This is a genomic window from Vineibacter terrae, assembly GCF_008039615.1.
GTDB classification, from domain to species: Bacteria; Pseudomonadota; Alphaproteobacteria; order Reyranellales; family Reyranellaceae; genus Vineibacter; species Vineibacter terrae.
Map to the genome: position 1 here is coordinate 198,992 of NZ_VDUZ01000005.1, position 21,536 is coordinate 220,527.

Here is a 21,536-nt window from a genome sequence, read left to right on the forward strand (position 1 = left end):
AACGGCTGGAGAGCCGCTTCCGTCAAAATTGCCGGCTTCGGCAGGTCAAGAACATCACTCGCCCGGTCCGGGTATGGCGCATGGAGAAGCTCACCCCGCTCGGCGCGCCCACGTACAGTGATCCAGCCGATGCGGAGCGCCTTCACCAAGCACTACGCGCTGCCGGACTGGAGGACGGCAAGGTATGAGCCGGGTGCAGCGCCGCTTGAGTGCTTTCGCCGGCCGGAGGGTCGCGACAGGCTCGAGGAAGGCCTGCGGCGGGCCGGCTTACCGGACTAGCCTCGGCGTCTGACGCCTCGATTAGCCTGGCCCACCATGGCGGCTACATAGCGACGCAAGGCTCTATTGATCTCTGTTTGATAGCCACCATTGTCCGCCCGCTCCTTGAACCAGGCTACGACGTCGGCGTCGAGCCGAATGGTCACGGCCTGCTTGCGGGGGCGGTAGAACTCGCCGCGCCGGGCTTGCATCCAATTCTCGGCCGGCGCTTCGGGGATGTCGATCGTATCAATCTGATCGTTGCGCAGCTTGGCCAGCTTCGCGAGCTGGTCCAGCTCCGATCGGCTAAGCTCCTTCCTGCTCATAGCGCCTCCTTTCATGCGACGTCGCCTTGCGGGCGCCAATGATCCTCACTCGAGCCTCGTCGTCCGGGTCCGGATAGGTATGAACCACGACAAGCATCACGATCGCGTTGATCACGCCAATGGCGTGCCATCGCTGCTCGCCGGTGACGATGCGGGTCGGCGACGATAGTGTAGAGCGGATCGTCCCAGACGCGCCGGGCGAGCTCGAACGAGACGCCATGCTTGGCGGCGTTGATCCTGGCCTTCTCGGGATCCCATTCGAATCGCATGCACCAAGGCAAGCATATCTGTATGTACAGATCAGTCAATACTGACTTGCTGGCCGGGGGCCGCCGGCCGGACGGGCGTGACTCGCCGGCATCGGCGCCGTGATCGTGCGTCCAATCGGAAACGGGGGCCAGAGGCCCCGTCATTGTCGGTGCAGAACGCTTGGTCCTGTGGCGCGAGACGTCACCGGCCCTGGAAGTTGTAGGTGAACATGCCCGACTTGCCGCGGGTGTCGATCTCGTTGAACATGCGCCGCTTGTAGCCCTGGGCGCACTGGTTGTCGGCGATGCGGAACGCCTTATCCGAGACGCACATCGGGTAGTTGCCCGACCAGTGCGACCCCGACGACTCGGCATAGACATAGTAGTAGCGCGTCACGAACGGGGCCTGCCACAGCACGTTGCATTCCGATGGCGCCAGCGTGTACCAGCCCTGCGACATGAAGATCGGCTTGCCTTTCTCCGTCTGGCCCGTGGCCGACGCCTTGGCGACCGAAATGCTCTTGCTGGTCTGATTGCACACGCGAATGGCGTTCAGATTGCTGTTCTGGGCCGACGCTGTCCCCGGCAGCGCCACGCATCCGGCAAGAACCGCCCCCACGAGCCAACGCATTTCCAATCCTCCTTCCAGGTCCGGGCGTCAGTTACCTGACCCGCAGCCGCATACCTATGCGAAGGGTTGGAGGTTGTCAAGTGATCGTTCACTTTTATAATGGCGCTTTGAAACCGTATCGGCTCGCTGCCGTCCCCGCGTGGCCCTCACACGCTGATCGCGTTCAGGTCCTTGCCGGAATGTTCCGGCACGCACAGCCAGACGCCCAGCGCCATCAGCACCATGAACACGGGAATGCACAGGAAGGCCAGCGTGAAGGAGCCGGTCGCCTGCTGCAGCGCCACGGTGGCGAAGGGCCACAGCACGAAGCCGACGAAATACGCCACCGCCCAGACCGCGCCGTTGGCGACGCCGCGGATGCGGGTCGGGAAGATCTCGGCCGTCAGCACGGTGCTGGGCCCCCAGAAGCCGAGGAAGCCGAAGCTCCAGGCCAGGCCGAAGATCCACAGCAGCAGGTGGCTGTCGCTGTAGATCCAGGCGGTCAGGAAGATGGCGCCTTCGATCAGGGTGACGATGAAGCCGACGCGGCGGCCGACATGGTCGGCCAGCCAGCCGGCCAGCCACAGGCCGAAGAAGCCCGATATGCCCCAGCAGACATAGAAGAGGCTGTATTCCTCGGTCGACCAGTGCTTCTCGGTCGACAGGTAGTAGGGCATCCAGGCGCCGACGGTGCCGAAGATGCAGGTGCTGCAGCAGGCGACGAACAGCGCCACCAGGGTCGAGGGCAGGGTGTCGGGCAGGAACAGCTGGCTGAGCCCGATGCGGTCGGCCTTCTGGAACCAGGCGCGGTCCTCGTCGCTGACCGGCAGGCCCTGCTGCAGGGCGGCGCGCACCCGCGTCTTGCGGTCCTGCGCCCGCACCCAGTAGGGCGATTCGGGGCAGGTCGCGCGCACGTAGATGGCCAGCAGCGCGATCACGCCCGGCACCATGACGGCGACGCGCCAGCCCCAGGCCGCGGCGGCGATGCCGGTGATGGCGCCGGCCAGCGAGGCGCCGAAGCACCACGCGGCGCGGTTGATGCTGATGACACGGCCGCGCAGATGCGCCGGCCATGTCTCCGCCACCAGCATCGAGCCCAGCGACCACTCGCCGTTGAGCGCGAAGCCCACGGCCGAGCGCGCGATCACGAACACCGCGAATGTCGGTGACAGCGCCACCACCGGCATCAGCAGCGAGAACAGCGCGATGTTGAGCGCCAGCAGCGTGCGCCGTCCGAAGCGATCGGCGAGCCAGGGCCAGACATAGAGGCCGGCGATGCCGATGAAGAGCGAGATCTGCAGGCCCGACCGGTACTCCGGCACGGTCAGCGAGAACTCCTTGATGACCAGCGGGGAGATGAGGGCGAAGATCACGCCGTCCATGCCGTCGAAGCCCCAGCCCAGGCCGTTGGCCGAGGCGATGTGCCAGTGCGTGCGCGTGACTTGGGTGCCGTCGGCGACGGCGCGATAGTTCGGGTTCTGCAGATGCTTCTGCTCGAGCGGACCGATATCGGCGGGATGGCGCGCAGGCGGGCTCATCAGCCCACCCACCTCTTCAGGTGTGGTGCTGCTCATGGGGCGTTTCTCCCGGACCCGCACCTGTGTCGGTGCGTTGTCACAACCAGGACGATACGCCCGCATTCAGGACGTCAACAGTGCATTAACTTGATGATGCCGCAGGATGGAATGCGTGGAGCAGTGAGCCTGCCGTGCCTCAGCGGCGCGACAGGGTGATCTCGCCGGCGCGCGACGACGCTCAGTATCCGTGGCGCGCCAGGATGTCCGCCATCGATTGCGCCGGCGCGCGGCCCTGGAAGGAGAGCAGGGCGGCGATGCGGTTGGTGAAGAAGCCATCGACGCCGCGCGCCGCCAGGGCCTTGAAGTCGACCGCATCATCGACCGTGTAGGCGTGGATGACCAGGCCCTCGCCGTGCGTGAGGTCGTTCATCCAGGGATGCACGAGGTCGGCGTAGCTCTGGTCGCCGCCGTTGGTGAGCGCCGCCGACGGGCCGGTGCCGATCGCGCCGTGCTGCTTGGCGAAGCGCACCCAGTCGGCGAACGCCGCGCGCGACTCCACCTCCTGCCGGGCATAGAAGGCGGCGAGCCCGGGGCCGCCGGCGGGCGCCTTGGCGCCGGTGTCCTTGGTCGCGATATAGCCGTCGCCCAGCCACAGCAGCAGGATCTTCGGCGTCGCCGGCATCTGCTGCTGCAGCAGCGCCAGGCTGTCCTTCTCGAAGGTCTGCAGGATCACCCGGCCGGGCGTGTAGGCGACGCCCACGGCCTTGGCGGCATCGAAGCCCGCCGGCGCCGTGCGTGGCGCCAGCCAGCCGCGCCGCCCGAGCTGCGCCTTGAGGTCCTTCTCGATGCCGGAGAACTGCTTGGGCACCTTGGTCTCGAGATAGAGGCCAGGCTTGTTGGCTCCCCCCTCGGCGATGTCGATCACCTCGTCGAGCGTCAGGATCTTCAGGCCGACGAAGGCGGGCCGGGCGCGCGCGGGATAGGCGGCGTTGAACCACGACCCGGCGTCGAGCTGCTTGAGCTCGGTCAGCGTGAAGGCGCTGATCGGCTGGCCGGCGCGGTCGGGGAAGACCTGCGCGACATTGGTGGTGCGCTTGAGCGTGTCGTCGTGGAAGGCGACCAGGACGCCGTCCCTGGTGCGTTGCAGGTCGAGTTCGAGATAGTCCGCGCCCAGGTCGCGCGCCAGCAGATAGGCCGGCGCCGTCTCTTCCGGCGCATCGTAGGAGGCGCCGCGATGTGCGATCGCCGCCGGCCAAGGGATGCCGGCCTTGGCGCTCAGCGTCTGGCCGACCGGCGCGTCGGCGCCGGCGGCGGTGGGGAACGACATGATCAGGGCTGCCGTGCAGGCGATCAGACGCCGTCGAGCGTAGGTCAAGCGTGCCCTCCTTCGCAATGCAGCGCCGAGCGGAGCATGGGCGCGTTGCGCGACGATGACGGTGCCGTATGGTCGCCGTCGGCGACAGAGGATCCAGCCAGGCAGGAGGAGGAAACGACATGTCATTCACCGGCGGCGCGACGCCGCAAGCGATCCTGTGCGAGCAGGACGGCCCCGTGGGGATCATCATGCTCAACCGTCCGCAGGCCATGAACACGATCTCGCGGCAGCTCGAGGCCGAGCTGCATGAAGCGCTGGACCGCGCCGAGCGCGATCCGTCGGTGCGCGCCATCGTGCTCGCCGGGGCCGGCGGCCGCGCCTTCTCGGCCGGCTACGATCTTTCCGCGCAGCACGACCTCGAGACCCGGCTGATGTGCTGCGGCACTGGTGGGCGATCGACACCGCCACGCCGGACAAGCACTGGCACCTGCTGCGCCTGGAGAAGCCGGTGATCGCCGCGGTCGACGGCTGGTGCCTGGCCGGTGGCTTCTGGTACGCGCTGGCGGCCGACATCACCATCGCCTCGGAGCGCGCGGTGTTCGGGCAGCCCGAGGTGCGCGAGACGCAGAACTCGACCGTGCTGCTGGGCTGGCTCGCGGGCTGGAAGAACGCAGCGCGCTATGCCCTGACCGGCGACCATTTCGACGCCCACGAGGCCAGGCGCATGGGCATCGTCAACGACGTGGTGCCGCACGACGAGGTGCTGGCGCACGCCATCGCGCTGGGCAAGCGGATCGCCCTGGTGCCGGCCGACTCGGTGCGCATCAACAAGCGGATCACGACGTTCGCGCTCGAGGCGATGGGGCTGCGCACGGCGATGTCGGGGGCGTCGTTCCTGTCGTCGATCGTGCATGCCTCGGCCGACTCGCCTGAGCTGGCCGAGCTGCACGAGGTGCGCCGCAGCCAGGGCCTCGCTGCCTCGCTGAAGCTGCGCGACGACAAGTTCCGCCCCGAGCCCGGCGGGCCGCGCGCCAAGCCGCAGCCGTAGGAGCGGACCTTCTTCCGGCCGGACGCGTAGCGTCATGAAAAGCGAACCACAGAGACACAGCGCAGCCTTTGGCCGCAACCTAAAGGGCGGAGGAAGCGCTTCATGGTGAGCTTGTCGAACCATGAAGCGCCGCACCACTGCCCGTGCGACGCCTTCATGGTTCGACAGGCTCACCATGAAGGCTACCAAATCACCGCAGCTCGCGAAGATTCTTGAGGTTAGTAGTACAGAGGCACAGAGGAGGCACAGAGATTGAAGAGTTGCGCGCCTTCGGCGCGCGATGTCCTTCCTCTGTGTGATCTCTGTGTCTCTGTGCCTCTGTGGTTGCTCTTCTCGTCGGTCGAGCGCGGGGCGGGCCCGGGATGACGGCGGAGCCGTCGTCAGTTGCCGTCCCTCCTGGCTTCGAACGCGGCCAGATATTTGCGCAGCAGGGTGTCGAGGGCGGCCTTGTCCTTCTTCGACAGCGCCGCCGTCAGCCGCTTCTGGGTCGCGACATGCGCCGTGACGGTGGTGTCGATCAGGGCGAACCCCTTCTTCGTGAGCGCGATGATCACGCTGCGGCCATCATCGGGATTGTGGATGCGCTCGACCAGGCCTTCCTTCTCCAGCTGATCGATGCGATGCGTCATCGTGCCTGATGTGATCATCATCGTCGCCAGCAGGTCGCCCGGTGACAGGCGATAGGGCGGGCCGGACCGCCGCAAGGTCGCCAGCACGTCGAAGCTGGCATCCGTCAGCCCGTGCGCTGCGAACGTGCGGCCCATCTCGCGCGAGAGATGGTGCGAGAGGCGCCTGATCCGGCCGATCAGCCCCATCGGCCCGACATCGAGGTCGGGCCGCTCTCGGTTCCACTGCGCCAGAATATCGTCGACGCGGTCCATGCGGCAGTATCACGCCAGGGTATCTTGACGTCGAGATATTTCGATTTATCTTGATATCAAGATAAATCACGGAAGCGGCCGCGTGACACGCCATGGCGACCTGCTGCTGACCGCGATCGCGCCGGCGATCTGGGGCAGCACCTATCTTGTGACCACCGAGCTGCTGCCCGGCGGCTACCCGCTGACGGTGGCCATGCTGCGCGCCCTGCCGGCCGGGCTGCTGCTCCTGCTTCTGGTGCGCCAGCTGCCGTCGGGGATCTGGTGGGGCCGCGTCCTGGTGCTGGGCGCGCTCAACTTCTCGATCTTCTGGTGGATGCTGTTCATCGCCGCCTATCGGTTGCCGGGCGGCGTCGCGGCGACGGTCGGCGCGATCCAGCCGCTGCTGGTGATCCTGCTGGCACGCGCCGTGCTGGGCACGCCGGTGCGCGCGCTGGCGATCGCGGCGGCCGTCGCCGGCATGGCCGGCGTCGCGCTGCTGATCCTCACGCCCGAGGCGGCGCTCGACCCGATCGGCGTCGCAGCCGGCCTCGCAGGCGCGGTCGCGATGGCCGCCGGCACCGTGCTGACCCGCCGCTGGCAGCCGCCGGTGTCGCCCCTGACCTTCAGCGCTTGGCAGCTGACCGCCGGCGGCCTGCTGCTGCTGCCGGTCGCGCTGTCGCTGGAGCCGGCGCTGCCGCCGCCGACCGCAGCCCATGTGCTGGGCTTCGCCTGGCTCGGCCTGATCGGCGCGGCGCTGACCTATATCCTGTGGTTCCGCGGCATCACGCGGCTGGAGCCGCACGTGGTGGCGCCGCTGGGCTTCCTCAGCCCGCTGACCGCGGTCATCCTGGGCTGGTGGGCGCTGGGCCAGTCGTTGAGCCCGGCGCAGATCGCGGGAATGGCGATCGTGCTGGGCAGCGTCTGGCTCAGCCAACGCGCCGCCCTGGCCGACGCCCGTCGACCTCGAGGCCGTTGAAGCTTCAGCCGCGCGCAGCCGGCGCGCGGGCGTCGTGCCGCCATCGCCCTCAGATCTTGCCCAGGACCTGGAGGATGGAGCGCTTGCTGTTCTCCAGATGCAGGGCCATGGCCTGGCGTGCGGCAGGCGCGTCGCGCCGCTGCAGGGCGTCGATGATCGCCAGGTGCTCCTGCGAGCCGATGATGAAACGCTCGGGCATGCGCTTGAGGCTGAACATGCGGGTCTTGCGCCGCAGGCTGCGCACGAGGTCGGCGAGCACGACGTTGCCGCTGGCCTCGGCGATGGTGCCGTGCAGCAGGTCGTCGGCATCCCAGTGGTTGCCGCCATCGGGGATCGGACCCTGCATCTGGTCCTCGAAGAGGGCACGCAGGCCGGCCAGCTTCCCGGCCTCGATGCGGTCGGTGGCCAGCGCCACGGCCTCGACCTCCAGCAGCGCTCGCACGTGGAAGATCTGCATCAGCTCCTGCACCGGCACGTCGCGCACGATCAGCAGCCGCCCGGCATGGCGGGTGACGAAGCCTTCCGATTCGAGCCGCGCCAGCGCCTCGCGGATGGGCGTGCGCGAGATCCGCATCTCGTGGCCCAGCGCGCGCTCCTGCAGCACGGTACCGGGCGTGAGGTCCTTGGACAGCATGCGGTCGAGCAGCGTCTCGTACGCCAGCTCCCCCAGGCTCTTGCCGCTCGCTTCGGCGAGCTCGACCAGATCCTCTTTGTCATCGGTCAGGGCGGCAGGCATGGTCATGGGTCTATCCTCGCACGGCGTCAGCCGGCGGCCGGCGGCCGGATCCTGGCCGTGCGGCGCAGGACGCGGCCCGGGCGCGCGACCGTCGGCTGGCCGTCTTGCCACACGATCGCGCCGTTCACGATCACGACCGCGATACCGTCGCTGGGCGCCGTGGGCAGGTCGAACGTGGCGCGATCGATGATGCGCGCCGGATCGAACAGCACGATGTCGGCGTAGGCGCCGGGCGCCAGCCGGCCGCGATCGTCAAGCCCGAGGAACTGCGCCGGCAGGCTCGTCATCCGCCGCACCGCCTCCTCCAATGTCAGCAGGCCGAGCTGGCGCGCATAGTGCCCCAGCACCCGCGGGAACGTGCCCCACAGCCGCGGATGCGGATGATGGTCATGCGGCAGGCCGTCCGACCCGATCATGGTGTGCGGGAAGGCGAGGATGCGCCGCACGTCGTCCTCGTCGAGCATGAAGTAGATCGCCCCCGCCGGCAGCAGACGCTCGGCGGCCTCGACTGGCGGGCACCCCCAGGCGCGCGCGATGTCGGCGATATCCTGCCCAGCCACCTCCGGATGCGGCCTGGACCAGGTGATCAGCACGCGCATGCGGCCGTCGCAGCGCTGCGGATCCAGCACCGTCGAGCCGGCGACATAGGGATAGACGTCCAGCGCCACGCGCTGCGTGCGCATTGCCTGCTCGATGCGGGCCAGCGTCTTGATCGAGCGCCCGAAATTCTGCGGCCCGATCACCTTGTGATGCGAGATCAGGACGGGCACGTCGCCCTCGCGCCCGATGCGCAGCGTCTCCTCGATCGAGTCCTCGACGCCGTCGGACTCGTCACGCATGTGGGTGGCGTAGATGCCGCCCTCGCTGCCGGCCACCTTGGCGAGCGCGATCACCTCCTCGGTCGGCGCCGCCCGGCTGGTGGGATAGTAGAGGCCGGTGCTGATGCCCACGGCGCCGGCCCGCATGGCGTGCGCCAGCCGCGCCTGCATCGCCGCGATCTCCGCCGGCTGGGCGGCGCGGTCGAGCGCCGGCATCTCGGCCAGGCGCAGGGTCGAGTGGCCCACCAGGCAGAGCGCATTGACCGCCGGCGGATCGGCCTCGACCGACGCGAAATAGGCATTGACGTCGGCAAAGCGGAACCAGTCGCGCCCGCCCAGCAGGTCGAAGGTCATGGGCAGGGCGGCCTGCGGCATCACCGGCGCCAGCGACACGCCGCAATTGCCTGTAACGACCGTGGTCACGCCCTGGCTCGTCTTGGCCGCCATCGCGCCGTCGCTGAGCAGGGCGCGGTCATCATGGGTGTGCACGTCGATGAAGCCGGGCGCCGCCACGTAGGCGCTGGCGTCGATCGCGCACGCGGCGTCGGCCGCGTCCAGCCTGCCCATCGCGACGATCCGGTTGCCGCGCACGGCGATGTCGGCGCGCGTCGCGGGCCGGCCGCTGCCGTCGATCACCTGGGCATCGCGCAGCAGCAGGTCGCACTGCGTGACGACAGACGAGGAGGTGGTGGCGTCCTTTGGCATGGAGATTGCGTTTCTTCCTGTGATCCATTCAACGCGACCAGGAGATTGCAGCGGGCTTGAAAATCCTGGTGCTGTCGGCTTGCGAGCTGTGTATGCCAGTGGTATACCATAGGCATTCCTTGAGTGGATAGGGGTTTGATGGACCGGGGCGGCGCCTCGGCGAGAGAGGATGGGGAGCGTGGTGGGCAAAGTGACGCGCGAGGCGGCCGCGGAACGCCTCAAGGGACTGTTCAACATCACCGTCACGCCGTTCGCCGCCGATGGCGGCCTCGACCGGACCGGTCTGGCGCAGGCGATCGAACGCGCGATCGCCGCCGGCTATGACGGCGTGCTGATCGGCGGCACCTACGGCGAGTTCGCGACGATGACGGCGGACGAGCGCGCGAGCCTGTTCCGCGCCGCCATGGGTGTCGTCGCCGACCGCGTTCCGGTCCTGCTGTGCAGCGCCGCCGCCGACACGCGCGTCGCGGCCGAGCTCAGCGCGCTGGCGGTCGGGCTGGGCGGCATCCCGATGGTGATGCCGCCTTATGTGTCGGAAGTGACGGAGGCGCAGGTCGAGGCGTTCTTCCGTACGCTCTGCGCCCAGCTTCCGGCGGTGGTGATCTACAACGCGCCCGGCATCGGCATCACGCTCGCGCCGGGCCTGATCGCGCGCCTGGCCGACATCCCGGGCATCGTCGGCCTGAAGCAGGGCGAGCTGGCGCCGACCGTCGTCGACGAGCTGGTCGGACGCGTCGGCGGCCGGATCCGCCTGTTCTGCGCCTCGGACCTGCAGATGCTGGGACCGGTAGTGGCGGGGTTCGACGGCGTCAGCAGCACCAACAGCTGCGCCCTGCCCGAGCTGATCCGCCAAGTGTACACGGCGCTGGCGTCAGGCGATGCCGCGCGGGCCGGCGCGCTGCAGCGCTCGTGGTACCGCTACCGTGCTTTCGCGCGCGCCACGGGGCAGCCGCAGACGGTGAAGGCGGCCATGCGCATCCGCAGTTGGAACGGCGGGCATGTGCGTGCGCCGTTGACGGACCTGGCCGCCGATCGCGTCGCCGAGCTCGAGGCGATCATGGCCGAGCTGCTGGCGCACCCGGCGGGAACGCTGGGCCGCGCCGCCTGACATCGCTCTTCGGAGGTATGACCATGGCCACTCACGTCCGCTGCGGCAGCTTCTTCTCGGGACAGGGCGAGCAGGCGAGCGAGGATTATACGCTCAGCTTCGGCGCCGACGGCATCATCACCTATGCCGGGCCCAGCGCCGCGGCGCCGGCAGCGACAGCGCAGGACAGCGTGCTCGACTATTCGAAGCTGTTCGTGATGCCCGGCCTGATCGACGTGCACACGCACCTGGCCTACGGCAACGCCAAGACGGAAGAGGACATCGACCTCTACCAGCCCATGGAGTTCCGGGCGCTGCGCGCGCTCTTCTTCGCGCAGCGCGTAGTGGCGGCGGGCTACACCTCGATCTGCGCGCCCGGCGATGCCGGGCAAATCAGCCTGTCGGTGCGCGATTCGATCGCCGCCGGCCTGTTCGATGGGCCGCGGGTGACCGCCGCCGGCCGCTACCTCACCACCCGGCAGGGGCTGACGGACTGGTATCCGAGCTGGATCGGCGCGCCCGACACCTCGATCGGCCGCCTGGTCGCCAGCCGCGACGAGGCGATCGAGGAGATCCGCGTCCAGGTCAAGAACGGTGTCGACTGCATCAAGATCGCGATGGACGGCTTCCAGACCCGGCCCAACGGCGAGCTGGTGGCGGCCTTCAACCAGGACGAGACCACGGTGATGGTCGAGGAGGCGCATCGCCTGGGCAGGAAGGTGGTGGTGCATGCCCGCGGCCGCGAGGCCACGCTCTATTCCGCGCGCGCCGGCGTCGACCTCATCTTCCACGCCTACTATCTCGACGACGAATGCCTGGACGCGATGCTCAAGTCGGGCAGCGCCATCGGGCCGACGATGACATTCCCGCGCAACATCATCGACTTCACGCAACCGCATGAGCGCGCCGCGACCAAGGGCCGGATCGAGAGCACGCGCCGCGAGTACGAGATCGCCTGCGCCAACCTGCAGAAGGCGCGCAAGGCGGGCGTGCCGATGATGACCGGCACCGATTCGGGCTTCGCCGTGACGCCTTACGGCGAGTGGCATGCGCGCGAGCTGGAGATCTTCGTGCGCGACCTCGGCTTCACGCCGGCCGAGGCGCTGCGCTGCGCCACGGCGGTGACGGCGGGCTTCCTCGCCCGCGGCGAGCGGGTGGGTGTGCTGGAAGCGGGCCGGCTGGCCGACTTCATCGCGGTCGACGGCTCGCCGCTGAAGAACATCGCGATCCTGCAGGACAAGAGCCGCATCCGGCACGTCCATATCGGTGGCCAGCGCACCCAGTTCGCCGACCGCGAGTACGACCCGCTTCTGGTCACCGACCGCTCGTGGGTGAACTGGAGCGACCTCTACACCCAGGCGCGGGTCAAGGAGCTGCGCCTGCTGGGCGGCCATCTGGCCGCGGCGGAGTAGGTCACAGGCCTTCATGGTGAGCTTGTCGAACCATGAAGGCTACGCACGGCAGTCGGCACGGTCGCTTCATGGTTCGACAAGCTCACCATGAAGCGGGGGTTGGACGCTGGGACGCGGAGGAGGAAGCAGTGAGGCACGCGGAGATCGCGGGAGCGGGGTTCGCCGGGCTGACGGCGGCGATCGCGTTGCGCCAGCGCGGCTGGAGCGTGCGCGTGCACGAGGCCGATGCCGAGCTGCGCGCCTTCGGCGCCGGCATCTTCATCTGGGAGAACGGCCTGCGCGTGCTCAAGGCCATCGGCGCCTATGACGACGTCGTGGCGGGCGCCTATGCCGCGCCGGGCTACCACACCAGCCGCGATGGCGAGCGCCTGGCCTACGAGCGCATCAACGGTGCCAACCGCTTCCGCCTGCTGACCATGACGCGCCAGCATCTCTATGCCGCCATCCTGGCGGCGGCGCGGCGCATGGACATCGAGATCATCACGTCGTCGGCCGCCACGGGCGCGGCGCCGGAAGGCGTGCTGCACCTGGCCGACGGACGATCGATGCCGGCCGACCTCGTGATCGGCGCCGACGGCGTGCGCTCGGCGGTGCGCGATTCGCTGGGTCTGATCGATGCGCGCAACAAGTACCAGGACGGCATCATCCGCGTGCTGGTGGGGCGCGCGACGCTGAAGGGCGGCGTCTGGGACGACGTCATCGACTTCTGGAGCTTCAGCCCGCGCCCGCTGCGCATCCTCTACACACCCTGCGGCGAGGATGACCTCTACATGGCCATGATGGCGCCGACCGCCGACCGCGAGGCGTCTTCCATCCCGGTCAACGCCGAGGTCTGGATCCGTTCCTTCCCGCAGCTGGCGCCGGCGCTGTCGGCGATCGGCGATCGCGGCCGCTACGACCTCTACGAGACCACGACGCTCAAGCGCTGGTCGGCCGGCCGCACGGCGCTGATCGGCGATGCCGCCCACGCCATGCCGCCGACCCTGGCGCAGGGCGCCGGCTGCGCCATGATGAACGCGCTCAGCCTGGCGGTGGCTGTGAGCGACGCCGACGATATCGACGCGGCGCTGCGGCGCTGGGAGGCGCGGGAGCGGCCGCTGACCGACCACACGCAGTCGCGCGCCGCCCATCTGGCGGGATCGCGCGCGCTGGCCGACGGCATGCCGTGGGAGGACGACTGCTTCCGCGCCGCGCGCCACATCCCGACAGGCACGCCACCGCAGATGCATCTGTGAACAACAGGGAGACAACCATGACGGGGTCGACATCGAAGGCCGATCGGGCCGGACTGGGACGGCGGCGACTGCTGCAGGCAGGCGCCGGGGTTACCGCGGCGGCGGCGCTGCCGGCGCGGGTCTTCGCGCAGACGCCGCGCACCGTGAAGTTCACGCTGCCGTGGCTGGCGCAGGGCGCCACGGCCTATTCGTACATCGCCCAGGACCAGGGCTACTTCAAGAAGCGCGGCCTGAACGTCGAGATCAGCCGCGGCTACGGCTCGCTGGCGGCGGCGCAGTCGATCGGCGGCGGCCAGTTCGAGTTCGGTCTGGTGTCGACCGGCGCCACCATCGTGGGCGCCGCCAACGGCCTGCCGCTGGTGGCGCTGGGCACGACCAACTACGACGCCTACATGGGCATCCTGGTGCGGCCGGAATCGCCTATCCGCAAGCCCAAGGACCTCGAGGGCAGGAAGGTCGGCGGCGTGCTGACCTCGGTCGAGACGCCGTTCTGGCCTGCCTTCGCCAAGCTCGCCGGCATCGATCTCGCCAAGGTCAACTACATCCAAGCCGATTCGCGGGTACTGGAGCGCATGCTGGTCGAGAAGCAGGTCGAAGCCGCGATCTGCGTCACCAGCACCTCCTATGCCCTCGCCAAGGCCATCGGCGTCGAGCCGCGTGCCATGCTGTGGAGCGACTTCGGCCTGAACTTCTACTCCAACAACATCGTCACGCGGCCCGACGTGCTGCAGAAGGATGCGGCCCTGTGCCAGGGGATGACCGAAGCGCTGCTGGAGGGGCTGGCCTTCTCGCTGCAGGACCCCGACGCGGCGCTCGACATCTTCATGCGCAAGGTGCCGGAGCTGGCCCTGACCCAGGGCGGGCGCGAGTTCGCGCGCCTGGGGCAGGGCTTCATGCTGGCGTCGGTGGTGCGGCCCGAGGCGCAGGACAACAGCCTGGGCTACACCGACATGGCGAAGATCAAGGGCATGGTCGACCTGGTGATGGACTACGCCGTCGACAAGGGCAAGGCCAAGCGGCCCGACGAGCAGGCGCTGTTCACCAACAAGTTCGTCGGCGCCATCCGCCTGTCCCCGGCGCAGTGGGAGACGGTCAAGCGCAAGACCAGCGAGTTCCCCAAGCTGCTGAGCTAGGGATCTCTTCTCCCCGCGCAGGCGGGGAGAAGTTGGCGCGAAGCGCCGGATGAGGGGCTTCGCGGCGCTCAAACGAAACGAGCAGTGCGAATCGGTGTGCTGTCGTCGGTCATCTTCTCGCTTCGCGCGGTCGCGAAGCCCCTCATCCGCCCCTTCGGGGCACCTTCTCCCCGCCTGCGCGGGGAGAAGGGAAGATCCGGGAGCCAGGCGATGTCGTATATTTCCGTCGATCGCGTCTTCAAGATCTACGGCGGGCGGCAAGGGCCGGTCGAGGCCGTCAGCAATGTCAGCTTCGCCGTCGAGGCCGGCGAGTTCGTGTCCATCCTGGGGCCCAGCGGCTGCGGCAAGTCGACCCTGCTGATGATGCTGGCGGGGCTGGAGGCGACCACGGCAGGCGCGATCACGATCGACGGCCGCACGGTCACCAGTCCGCGGCGCGATGTCGGCCTGATCTTCCAGGATGCGACGCTGCTGCCCTGGTTGTCGGTGCTCGACAACGTGCTGTTCCCCATCCGCATCATGAAGGGCGACCTGGCGACGCACCGCCAGAAGGCGCGCGAGCTGCTGGACATGGTCGGGCTCGGCGACTTCCACGCCCACAAGCCGGCGCAGCTCTCGGGCGGCATGCGCCAGCGCGTGGCGATCTGCCGGGCGCTGATCCACGATCCGCACCTGCTGCTGATGGACGAGCCGTTCAGCGCGCTCGACGCCATCACCCGTGACGACATGAACATGGCCCTGCTGGAGATCTGGCAGCGCTACCACAAGACCGGCGTCTTCATCACGCACAGCATCCGCGAGGCGGTCGTGCTGTCGGACCGCGTCCTGGTGATGACCCGGCGGCCCTCGACGGTGGTCTGCGACATCCGCATCCCGTTCGCGCGCCCGCGCGGCCGCGACCTGGGCGAGACGCTGGAGTTCAACGCCATCTGCCGGACCTTGCGCGAGCATATCGAGGCCGGCCACCGCCGGGACCGGGCGGCATGATCGACACGACGCGGACGAGAGGACCGGCATGAGCGCGGACACGATGGACGGAGCCGGCGGGCGCGTGCCGCGCATGGCGATGGAGAGATGGCGGCCGATGCTCCTGCTGTTCCCGGAACGGATCATATTGCCGGTCCTGACGGCGGCCGGCTTGCTGCTGGTGTGGGAGATCGTGGTCCGCCACTACGAGATCCCGCCGGCGCTGCTGCCGGCGCCCAGCCAGGTCGGCCAGCGGCTGTGGGAGGTGCTGCCGCTGCTGCTGGAGCATGCGGTGCCGACCACTCTGGAGTCGGCGCTGGGCTTCGTGCTGGCCTCGCTGCTGGGCGTCGGGCTCGCCATCCTGCTGACCTACTCGCGGCTGTTCTCGGCCGCGGTCTATCCGACGGTGGTGGTCTTCCAGCTCATCCCCAAGATCGCGCTGGCGCCGCTGTTCGTGGTCTGGCTGGGCATCGAGATGCAGTCGCGGCTGGCCTTCGCGGTGTTCATCAGCTTCTTTCCGATCGTGATCGCGACCGAAGCCGGCCTGCGCAACACGCCGCCCGACATGCTGCGCCTGTGCAAGGCGCTCACCGCCACGGGCTGGCAGATCTTCACGTCGGTGCGCCTGCCCTATGCCGTGCCCTACATCTTCAGCGGCATGAAGATCGCGGTCACGTTCGCGATCATCGGCGTGATCGTGGGCGAGTTCATCTCGGCCCAGAAAGGACTGGGCTACATCATCATCTTCGCCTCCTCGCAGGCGGACACGGCGCTGATCCTGGCGGCGATCTTCGTGCTCTGCGTCGTCGGCCTCGCCCTGTTCGGCGCGGTGGCCGCGGCCGAGCGGCTGGTGGTGCGCCGCTACGGGTTTGCCTGAGCAACGGAGCAGCAAGCGTGGATCTCGGAATCAAGGGGCGGCGGGCGCTGGTCTGCGCCGCCAGCAAGGGCCTGGGCAGAAGCTGCGCGATGGCGCTGGCGCAGGCCGGCGTGTCGCTGGTGATCACGGCCCGCGGCGCCGACGCGCTGGCGGCGGCGGCGGACGAGATCCGGCGCGCCACCGGCGCCGAGGTGACGGCGGTGGTGGGCGACATTGCCATGCCCGAAGGCCGGGCCGCGGCGCTGCAGGCATGCCCGGCGCCGGACATGCTGGTGACCAATGCCGGCGGTCCGCCGACGGGGGATTTCCGGACCTGGGAACGCGCTGACTGGATCAAGGCGCTGGACGCCAACATGCTGGCGCCGATCGAGCTGATCCGCGCCACGGTCGATGGCATGATGGCGCGCGGCTTCGGCCGCATCGTCAACATCACGTCGGGGGCGGTGAAGGCGCCGATCGATCACCTCGGCCTCTCCAACGGCGCGCGCGCTGGGCTCACCGGCTTCGTCGCCGGCCTGTCGCGCAAGACCGTGCGCCACAACGTCACCATCAACAACCTGCTGCCTGGCGCCTTCGCCACCGACCGGCTGAACAGCACCTACAGCGCGGTGGCGGCGCAGCGCGGCATCTCCGTCGAGGCCGCCCAGCAGGAGCGCCTGGCGACGATCCCCGCCGGCCGCTTCGGCCGCGTCGACGAGTTCGGCGCCGCCTGCGCCTTCCTGTGCAGCGCCCACGCCGGCTACATCACCGGCCAGAACTGGCTGATCGACGGCGGCGCCTATCCCGGGACGTTCTAGCAACGAGCATCAGGAGGGACCCATGACGGGCGAAATCGCCACCATCTCCGTCGCCGACGTCGAGCGCTATGCGGCCGACGGCGCCGTATGCCTGCGCGGGCTGTTCGCGGCCTGGATCGAGCCGTTGCGCGCGGCGGTGGAGCGCAACATCGCGGCGCCGGGTCCGCTGGGCACGCGCTACGGCCGCGCCGACCACAAGGGCACGTTCCACGGCGACCGCTACATGTGGACCTATGATCCGGGGTTTCGCGACTTCGTCTTCGGCTCGCCCGCGGCCGCGATCGCCGGCGCCCTGATGCAGAGCGCCAAGGTGAACTTCTTCTACGATCACCTGCTGGTGAAGGAGCCCGGCGCGGAAGCGCCGACGCCGTGGCATCAGGACCTGCCCTATTGGTGCGTGAGCGGCGACCAGACGTGCTCCATATGGCTGGCGCTGGACGATGTCGGCAGCGCCAACGGACCGCTGGAGTTCATCCGCGGCTCGCACCGCTGGAACCGTCAGTTCCAGGCCCCGGACTTCAAGTTCACCCAGACCTATTCCGATGAGCTCGAGCCGATCCCCGACATCGACGCGGACCGTGCCGCCTATGATATCCTGCGCTGGGACATGGCGGCGGGCGATTGCATCGCCTTCCACGGCCTTGCCGTGCACGGCTCGCCGGGCAACCAGGATGGCGGCCGCCGCCGGCGCGCGCTCTCGACGCGCTGGCTGGGCGACGACATCGTCTATCGCCAGCATCCGCGCGTCACCAAGCCGATCCGCGATCCCGGCCTGAAGCACGGCGATGCCATGGATTGCGACCTGTTCCCCGTCGTGTGGCGGCGCCATCCTGCCGCCGCCCTCGCATCGGCAATGGTCGAGTGACACGACACGACTGTCATCCCGAGCGCAGCGAGGGATCTCCTGCGAACGGCGCACCGTGCGTCTTTCCGCAGGAGATCCCTCGCTGCGCTCGGGATGACGGGGATGCTAGGCGCTCTTCAGCTCGGCGGCGACGCTCGCCACCGCCTTGGCTGTGGCGTCGATGATCAGGTCGGCCTCGGCGCGCGTGAGGCAGAGCGGCGGCGCGAAGCCCAGGATGTCGCCGTGGGGCATGGCGCGCGCGATCACGCCGCGTTCCAGCATGGCCGCCGACAGGCGTGGCCCGACCTTCAGGGCAGGGTCGAAGAACACCCGGTCGGCCTTGTCGGCCACGAGCTCGACCGCGGCCAGCAGGCCTTCGCCGCGCACCTCGCCCACCAGCGGGTGGTCCGCCAGCGCCTGGGCGAGGCTGTCGCGGAAATAGGCGCCGACGCTGCGTGCGTTCTCCACCAGGCCGAGCTGGTCGACGAGCTCGAGATTGGCGACGCCGGCTGCGGCGCAGATCGGGTGCGAGGAATACGTCCAGCCATGCCCGATGGCGCCGAGCGCGTCCGAACCCTGCTCCAGCACGCGCCAGACCTTGTCCGACACGATGACGCCGGAGAGCGGCGCGTAGGCCGAGGTCAGGCCCTTGGCGATGGTGATCAGGTCGGGCGCCATCGCGTAGTGCTGGGCGCCGAACATCGAGCCCAGGCGGCCGAAGCCGGTGACGACCTCGTCGGCGATCAGCAGCACGTCGTGCTTCTTCAGCACCGCCTGGATCTTTTCCCAGTAGCCGGCCGGCGGCGGCACGATGCCGCCGGTGCCCAGCACGGGCTCGCCGATGAAGGCCGCGACCGTGTCCGGTCCTTCGCGCTGGATCAGGGCGTCCAGCTGGTCGGCGCAGAACTGCGCGAAGCCGGCCTCATCGAGGCTGCGATCGGCGCGGCGGAAGAAATACGGCGCCTCGGTATGCAGCACCGGCGATAGTGGCAGGTCGAAGGCCTTGTGGAACAGCTCCAGGCCGGTGAGGCTGCCGGTCATCAGGCCGGAGCCGTGATAGCCGCGCCAGCGCGAGATGATCTTCTTCTTCTGCGGCCGGCCGAGGACGTTGTTGTAGTACCAGACCAGCTTGATGTTGGTCTCGTTGGCGTCCGAGCCCGACAGGCCGAAGAACACCCGCGACATGCCGGCCGGCGCGCGATCGACGATCATCTTGGCCAGGCGGATCGAGGCCTCGCTGCCGTGCCCGGCATAGGCGTGATAGTAGGCCAGCGCCCGTGCCTGCGCCGCGATCGCATCGGCGATCTCCTGCCGGCCATAGCCGACATTGACACAATACAGGCCGGCGAAGGCATCGAGGCTGCGCCGCCCATCGCGGTCGACGATGTAGACGCCCTCGCCGCCGGTCACGATCCGGTTGGGCGTCTCGCCGCGCGCGTGCGCGGCCATGTGCGTCGAGGGATGGAAGAAATGGTCGCGGTCCCAGGCGGTGAGCTCGTTGTCGCGGGCAGGCATCGGTTCGATCCTCATTCAGTGTCCAGGCAGACGTATTTCAGGTCGGTGAAGGCCTCCAGGCCGTGACGCGCGCCCTCGCGGCCCAGCCCGGATTGCTTGACGCCGCCGAACGGGATCGGCGCGCCGGTGATGCGCACGCGGTTCACGGCGATCATGCCGTATTCCAGCCTGCGGCTAAGGCGCAGGCCGCGGCTGCCGTCGCGCGTGACGACATAGGCCGCAAGCCCGTATTCGGTGACGTTGGCGCGGGCCACCACCTCGTCCTCGCTGTCGAAGGGCGCCAGCGCCGCGACCGGGCCGAAGGTCTCCTCGCGCATGATCAAGGCATCGTCGGGCACGTCGGCCAGCACGGTCGGCGCGTAGAATAGCGGCCCCAGCGGCGAGCCCGCGCCGCCGGACAGGCAGCGTGCGCCACGCGCGACGGCGTCGCGCACGTGCTGCTCGACCTTCGCGACGGCGCGCTCGTGTATCAGCGGCCCGATCTCGCTGCCGTGATCCAGCCCGGCGCCGACCTTGAGCCGGGCCGCGCGCGCCGCGAAGGCGGCGCAGAAGGCCGCGTATAGCGGCCGCTCGACATAGAGGCGGTTCGCGGCCAGGCAGTCCTGGCCCGAGGTGGCGAACTTGGCGCCGATGGCGATGTCGACGGCACGCTCGAGGTCGGCGTCGGCGAAGACGATCAGCGGCGCATGCCCGCCCAGTTCCATGACCAGCCGCTTCATCGTCGGCGCGCAGCGCGCCGCGATCAGGCGGCCGATTTCGGTCGACCCCGTGAAGCTCAGCCCGCGCACGCGCGTATCGTCGCACAGGCGGTTGACGATGGCCTCGGACGGGCCGGGCACCACGTTGAGGACGCCGGCAGGGAAGCCGGCGCGTGCCGCCAGCTCGGCCAGCGCCAGGGCCGACAGCGGCGTATGGGAGGAGGGGTGCGCCACCACCGTGCAGCCCGCTGCGAGCGCGGCGGCCGCCTTGCGGGTCAGCATCGCCGACGGGAAGTTCCACGGCGTCACCAGCCCGACCACGCCCAGCGGCTCGCGCCGCACCATCATCTCGGCACCGGGCAGGTGGCTGGCGACGGCCTCGGCACCGACCCGGCGACTTTCCTCGGCGAACCATTCGACGAACGATGCCGCATAGGCGACCTCGCCGCGCGCTTCGGCCATCGGCTTGCCCTGCTCCAGGGTGATGATCAGCGCCAGGTCCTGGGCCGCCGCCACGATATGGGCATGCCAGCCGCGCAGGCGCGCCGCCCGCGCCTGCGGCAGCAGTGCCCGCCAATCGGCCTGGGCGCGGACGGCGGCGGTGATGGCGCGGTCGACGTCGTGCACGCCGCCAGCGGCGACGCGCGCGACGGGGCTGCCGGTGGCTGGATCGACGACCACGATCATGCTGTCGCTGGCGCTGCCGCCGGTCCACTGCCCGTCGACATAGGACCGCGCGCGCAGCAGGCTGAGGTCGCTCAGCCGGGCCAGGGCGGGGTGCGAATCGATCGGGCGTGGCGCTGCGTGTGTCACGGCCGCCACCATAGGCGGCCATGCGCCGCAGGAGCGCCGGAATGCCCCCGGCCGCGCCGATGGGTTTGCGGCGAGGACGCCTTCCGGGCGTCGGAAATCCGGTGTCCGTCAAAACCGTCATCCCGAGCGCAGCGAGGGATGACGGGCGGACGGGGCTGCTACGGCCGGCGCGCTCCCGGCATTTCGACGAGCACGTCGACCGGCGGCTGCGGCGCGGCCTTGATGGCCTTGGTCATGATGTAGGTGAAGTACCGGTCGACCCCGGGCTGGGCCTCCAGCAGCCGCTCGACCAATGCCTGGTAGCTGTCGACGTTCTGGCACATCACCTTCAGCAGGTAGTCGATGCCGCCGCCCAGGGCATAGCACTCGATGATCTGCGGCACCTTCTGGACATAGGCCTCGAAGGCGGCGAAGTCGCTGGCGCGATGCGAGCGCAGCGTCACCGTCATGAAGAACGTCTGGACATCGAACAGCGCCCGCAGGTCGACATGCGCGTGATACGAGGCGATCACCTTGGCGCGCTCAAGCCGGCTGATGCGATCGACGCAGGCGCTGGGCGAGAGGCCGACCCGCTCGGCCAGCGCGCTCTTGCTGATGCGGCCCTCGCGCTGCAGGATCGAGAGGATCCGGATGTCGATCCGGTCGAGCGACAGCATGGCTGTGCCGGCCCTGCCGGGGCTGCGTTGTCGTGGCGCTCGGGTGCTACGCATGGAAGACCACTGCCGCATGTCGCGGCGCCGGG

22 protein-coding genes and 1 pseudogene are annotated in these 21,536 nt (G+C 69.2%); 11 read left to right on the forward strand and 12 right to left on the reverse strand.

The genetic code is table 11. The features are described 5' to 3' along the window. Window positions 1-275: 275 nt before the first annotated feature. The 6 genes and pseudogenes from FHP25_RS06565 to FHP25_RS06585 form a co-directional block, all read right to left on the reverse strand. Window positions 276-584, reverse strand: a complete 309-nt coding sequence (locus FHP25_RS06565; protein ID WP_147846098.1) for a BrnA antitoxin family protein — start codon at window positions 582-584, stop codon at window positions 276-278. Continuing rightward, entirely contained in the window at window positions 565-804 is a 240-nt protein-coding gene (locus FHP25_RS42420; RefSeq protein ID WP_331461671.1) for a BrnT family toxin, read from the reverse strand. Before FHP25_RS42420 ends, FHP25_RS06565 begins: the two co-directional genes overlap by 20 nt. Beyond that, window positions 779-997, reverse strand: a pseudogene (locus tag FHP25_RS42425) (hypothetical protein); the annotation flags it as partial. The pseudogene FHP25_RS42425 and the gene FHP25_RS42420, both read right to left, overlap by 26 nt. A 37-nt stretch (window positions 998-1,034) precedes the next feature. Next, entirely contained in the window at window positions 1,035-1,463 is a 429-nt protein-coding gene (locus FHP25_RS06575) for a DUF1036 domain-containing protein (protein ID WP_147846099.1), read from the reverse strand. A gap of 146 nt (window positions 1,464-1,609) precedes the next feature. Further along, entirely contained in the window at window positions 1,610-3,016 is a 1,407-nt protein-coding gene (locus FHP25_RS06580; RefSeq protein ID WP_218578229.1) for an MFS transporter, read from the reverse strand. 181 nt (window positions 3,017-3,197) lie between these two features. Beyond that, window positions 3,198-4,334 (reverse strand): glycerophosphodiester phosphodiesterase family protein, encoded by a 1,137-nt coding sequence (locus tag FHP25_RS06585; RefSeq protein ID WP_218578230.1) that lies wholly within the window; start codon window positions 4,332-4,334, stop codon window positions 3,198-3,200. A gap of 119 nt (window positions 4,335-4,453) precedes the next feature. Between FHP25_RS06585 and FHP25_RS42240 the strand changes: the two genes are divergently transcribed. Both FHP25_RS42240 and FHP25_RS06595 read left to right on the forward strand, forming a co-directional pair. After that, the gene (locus FHP25_RS42240) at window positions 4,454-4,786 is read left to right on the forward strand and encodes an enoyl-CoA hydratase/isomerase family protein (protein ID WP_178133338.1); all 333 of its coding nucleotides are present in this window, start codon (window positions 4,454-4,456) and stop codon (window positions 4,784-4,786) included. Next, window positions 4,708-5,322 carry an enoyl-CoA hydratase/isomerase family protein gene (locus FHP25_RS06595; RefSeq protein WP_147846101.1) on the forward strand — a complete coding sequence of 205 codons (615 nt, stop codon included), beginning with the start codon at window positions 4,708-4,710 and terminating at the stop codon, window positions 5,320-5,322. The genes FHP25_RS42240 and FHP25_RS06595 overlap by 79 nt, the downstream gene beginning before the upstream one ends. Before the next feature lie 380 nt (window positions 5,323-5,702). Here the strand turns inward: FHP25_RS06595 and FHP25_RS06600 are convergent, their stop codons facing one another. Beyond that, window positions 5,703-6,203, reverse strand: coding sequence for a MarR family winged helix-turn-helix transcriptional regulator (locus FHP25_RS06600; protein ID WP_147846102.1), 501 nt, complete (start codon window positions 6,201-6,203; stop codon window positions 5,703-5,705). 82 nt (window positions 6,204-6,285) lie between these two features. Here FHP25_RS06600 and FHP25_RS06605 point away from each other — a divergent pair, with 82 nt between their 5' ends. Next, window positions 6,286-7,158 (forward strand): EamA family transporter, encoded by an 873-nt coding sequence (locus tag FHP25_RS06605; RefSeq protein ID WP_147846103.1) that lies wholly within the window; start codon window positions 6,286-6,288, stop codon window positions 7,156-7,158. 49 nt (window positions 7,159-7,207) lie between these two features. Here the strand turns inward: FHP25_RS06605 and FHP25_RS06610 are convergent, their stop codons facing one another. After that, window positions 7,208-7,900, reverse strand: a complete 693-nt coding sequence (locus FHP25_RS06610) for a GntR family transcriptional regulator (RefSeq protein ID WP_147846104.1) — start codon at window positions 7,898-7,900, stop codon at window positions 7,208-7,210. 20 nt (window positions 7,901-7,920) lie between these two features. Further along, the gene (locus FHP25_RS06615; RefSeq protein WP_147846105.1) at window positions 7,921-9,417 is read right to left on the reverse strand and encodes an N-acyl-D-amino-acid deacylase family protein; all 1,497 of its coding nucleotides are present in this window, start codon (window positions 9,415-9,417) and stop codon (window positions 7,921-7,923) included. Window positions 9,418-9,595: 178 nt separating this feature from the next. Between FHP25_RS06615 and FHP25_RS06620 the strand changes: the two genes are divergently transcribed. The 8 genes from FHP25_RS06620 to FHP25_RS06655 all read left to right on the forward strand — a co-directional run bounded on the left by FHP25_RS06620 (window position 9,596) and on the right by FHP25_RS06655 (window position 17,789). Then, window positions 9,596-10,525, forward strand: a complete 930-nt coding sequence (locus tag FHP25_RS06620; RefSeq protein WP_218578231.1) for a dihydrodipicolinate synthase family protein — start codon at window positions 9,596-9,598, stop codon at window positions 10,523-10,525. Between the two features lie 23 nt (window positions 10,526-10,548). Beyond that, window positions 10,549-11,916 (forward strand): metal-dependent hydrolase family protein, encoded by a 1,368-nt coding sequence (locus FHP25_RS06625; protein WP_231712220.1) that lies wholly within the window; start codon window positions 10,549-10,551, stop codon window positions 11,914-11,916. A gap of 128 nt (window positions 11,917-12,044) precedes the next feature. Then, a complete protein-coding gene (locus FHP25_RS06630; RefSeq protein WP_178133339.1) occupies window positions 12,045-13,151 on the forward strand; it encodes an FAD-dependent oxidoreductase in 1,107 nt (368 codons plus the stop codon). Between the two features lie 17 nt (window positions 13,152-13,168). After that, complete coding sequence (locus FHP25_RS06635) at window positions 13,169-14,284, forward strand: ABC transporter substrate-binding protein (protein ID WP_147846109.1); 1,116 nt, start codon at window positions 13,169-13,171, stop codon at window positions 14,282-14,284. A gap of 210 nt (window positions 14,285-14,494) precedes the next feature. Then, window positions 14,495-15,271: an ABC transporter ATP-binding protein gene (locus tag FHP25_RS06640; protein WP_147846110.1), complete on the forward strand. Its 777-nt coding sequence runs from the start codon at window positions 14,495-14,497 to the stop codon at window positions 15,269-15,271. A gap of 28 nt (window positions 15,272-15,299) precedes the next feature. Continuing rightward, on the forward strand, window positions 15,300-16,127 hold the full coding sequence (locus FHP25_RS06645; protein WP_147846111.1) for an ABC transporter permease: 828 nt from the start codon (window positions 15,300-15,302) through the stop codon (window positions 16,125-16,127). A 17-nt stretch (window positions 16,128-16,144) separates the two neighbouring features. Continuing rightward, window positions 16,145-16,924, forward strand: a complete 780-nt coding sequence (locus tag FHP25_RS06650; protein ID WP_147846112.1) for an SDR family oxidoreductase — start codon at window positions 16,145-16,147, stop codon at window positions 16,922-16,924. Window positions 16,925-16,946: 22 nt separating this feature from the next. After that, window positions 16,947-17,789 carry a phytanoyl-CoA dioxygenase family protein gene (locus FHP25_RS06655; protein ID WP_147846113.1) on the forward strand — a complete coding sequence of 281 codons (843 nt, stop codon included), beginning with the start codon at window positions 16,947-16,949 and terminating at the stop codon, window positions 17,787-17,789. 105 nt (window positions 17,790-17,894) lie between these two features. On the opposite strand, the gene FHP25_RS06660 is transcribed toward FHP25_RS06655, so the two are convergent. The 3 genes from FHP25_RS06660 to FHP25_RS06670 form a co-directional block, all read right to left on the reverse strand. Further along, window positions 17,895-19,283 (reverse strand): aspartate aminotransferase family protein, encoded by a 1,389-nt coding sequence (locus FHP25_RS06660; protein WP_147846114.1) that lies wholly within the window; start codon window positions 19,281-19,283, stop codon window positions 17,895-17,897. Between the two features lie 11 nt (window positions 19,284-19,294). Then, window positions 19,295-20,806, reverse strand: a complete 1,512-nt coding sequence (locus tag FHP25_RS06665) for an NAD-dependent succinate-semialdehyde dehydrogenase (protein WP_147846115.1) — start codon at window positions 20,804-20,806, stop codon at window positions 19,295-19,297. Between the two features lie 146 nt (window positions 20,807-20,952). Beyond that, on the reverse strand, window positions 20,953-21,504 hold the full coding sequence (locus FHP25_RS06670; protein ID WP_231712221.1) for an Lrp/AsnC family transcriptional regulator: 552 nt from the start codon (window positions 21,502-21,504) through the stop codon (window positions 20,953-20,955). Between the last annotated feature and the right edge of the window lie 32 nt (window positions 21,505-21,536).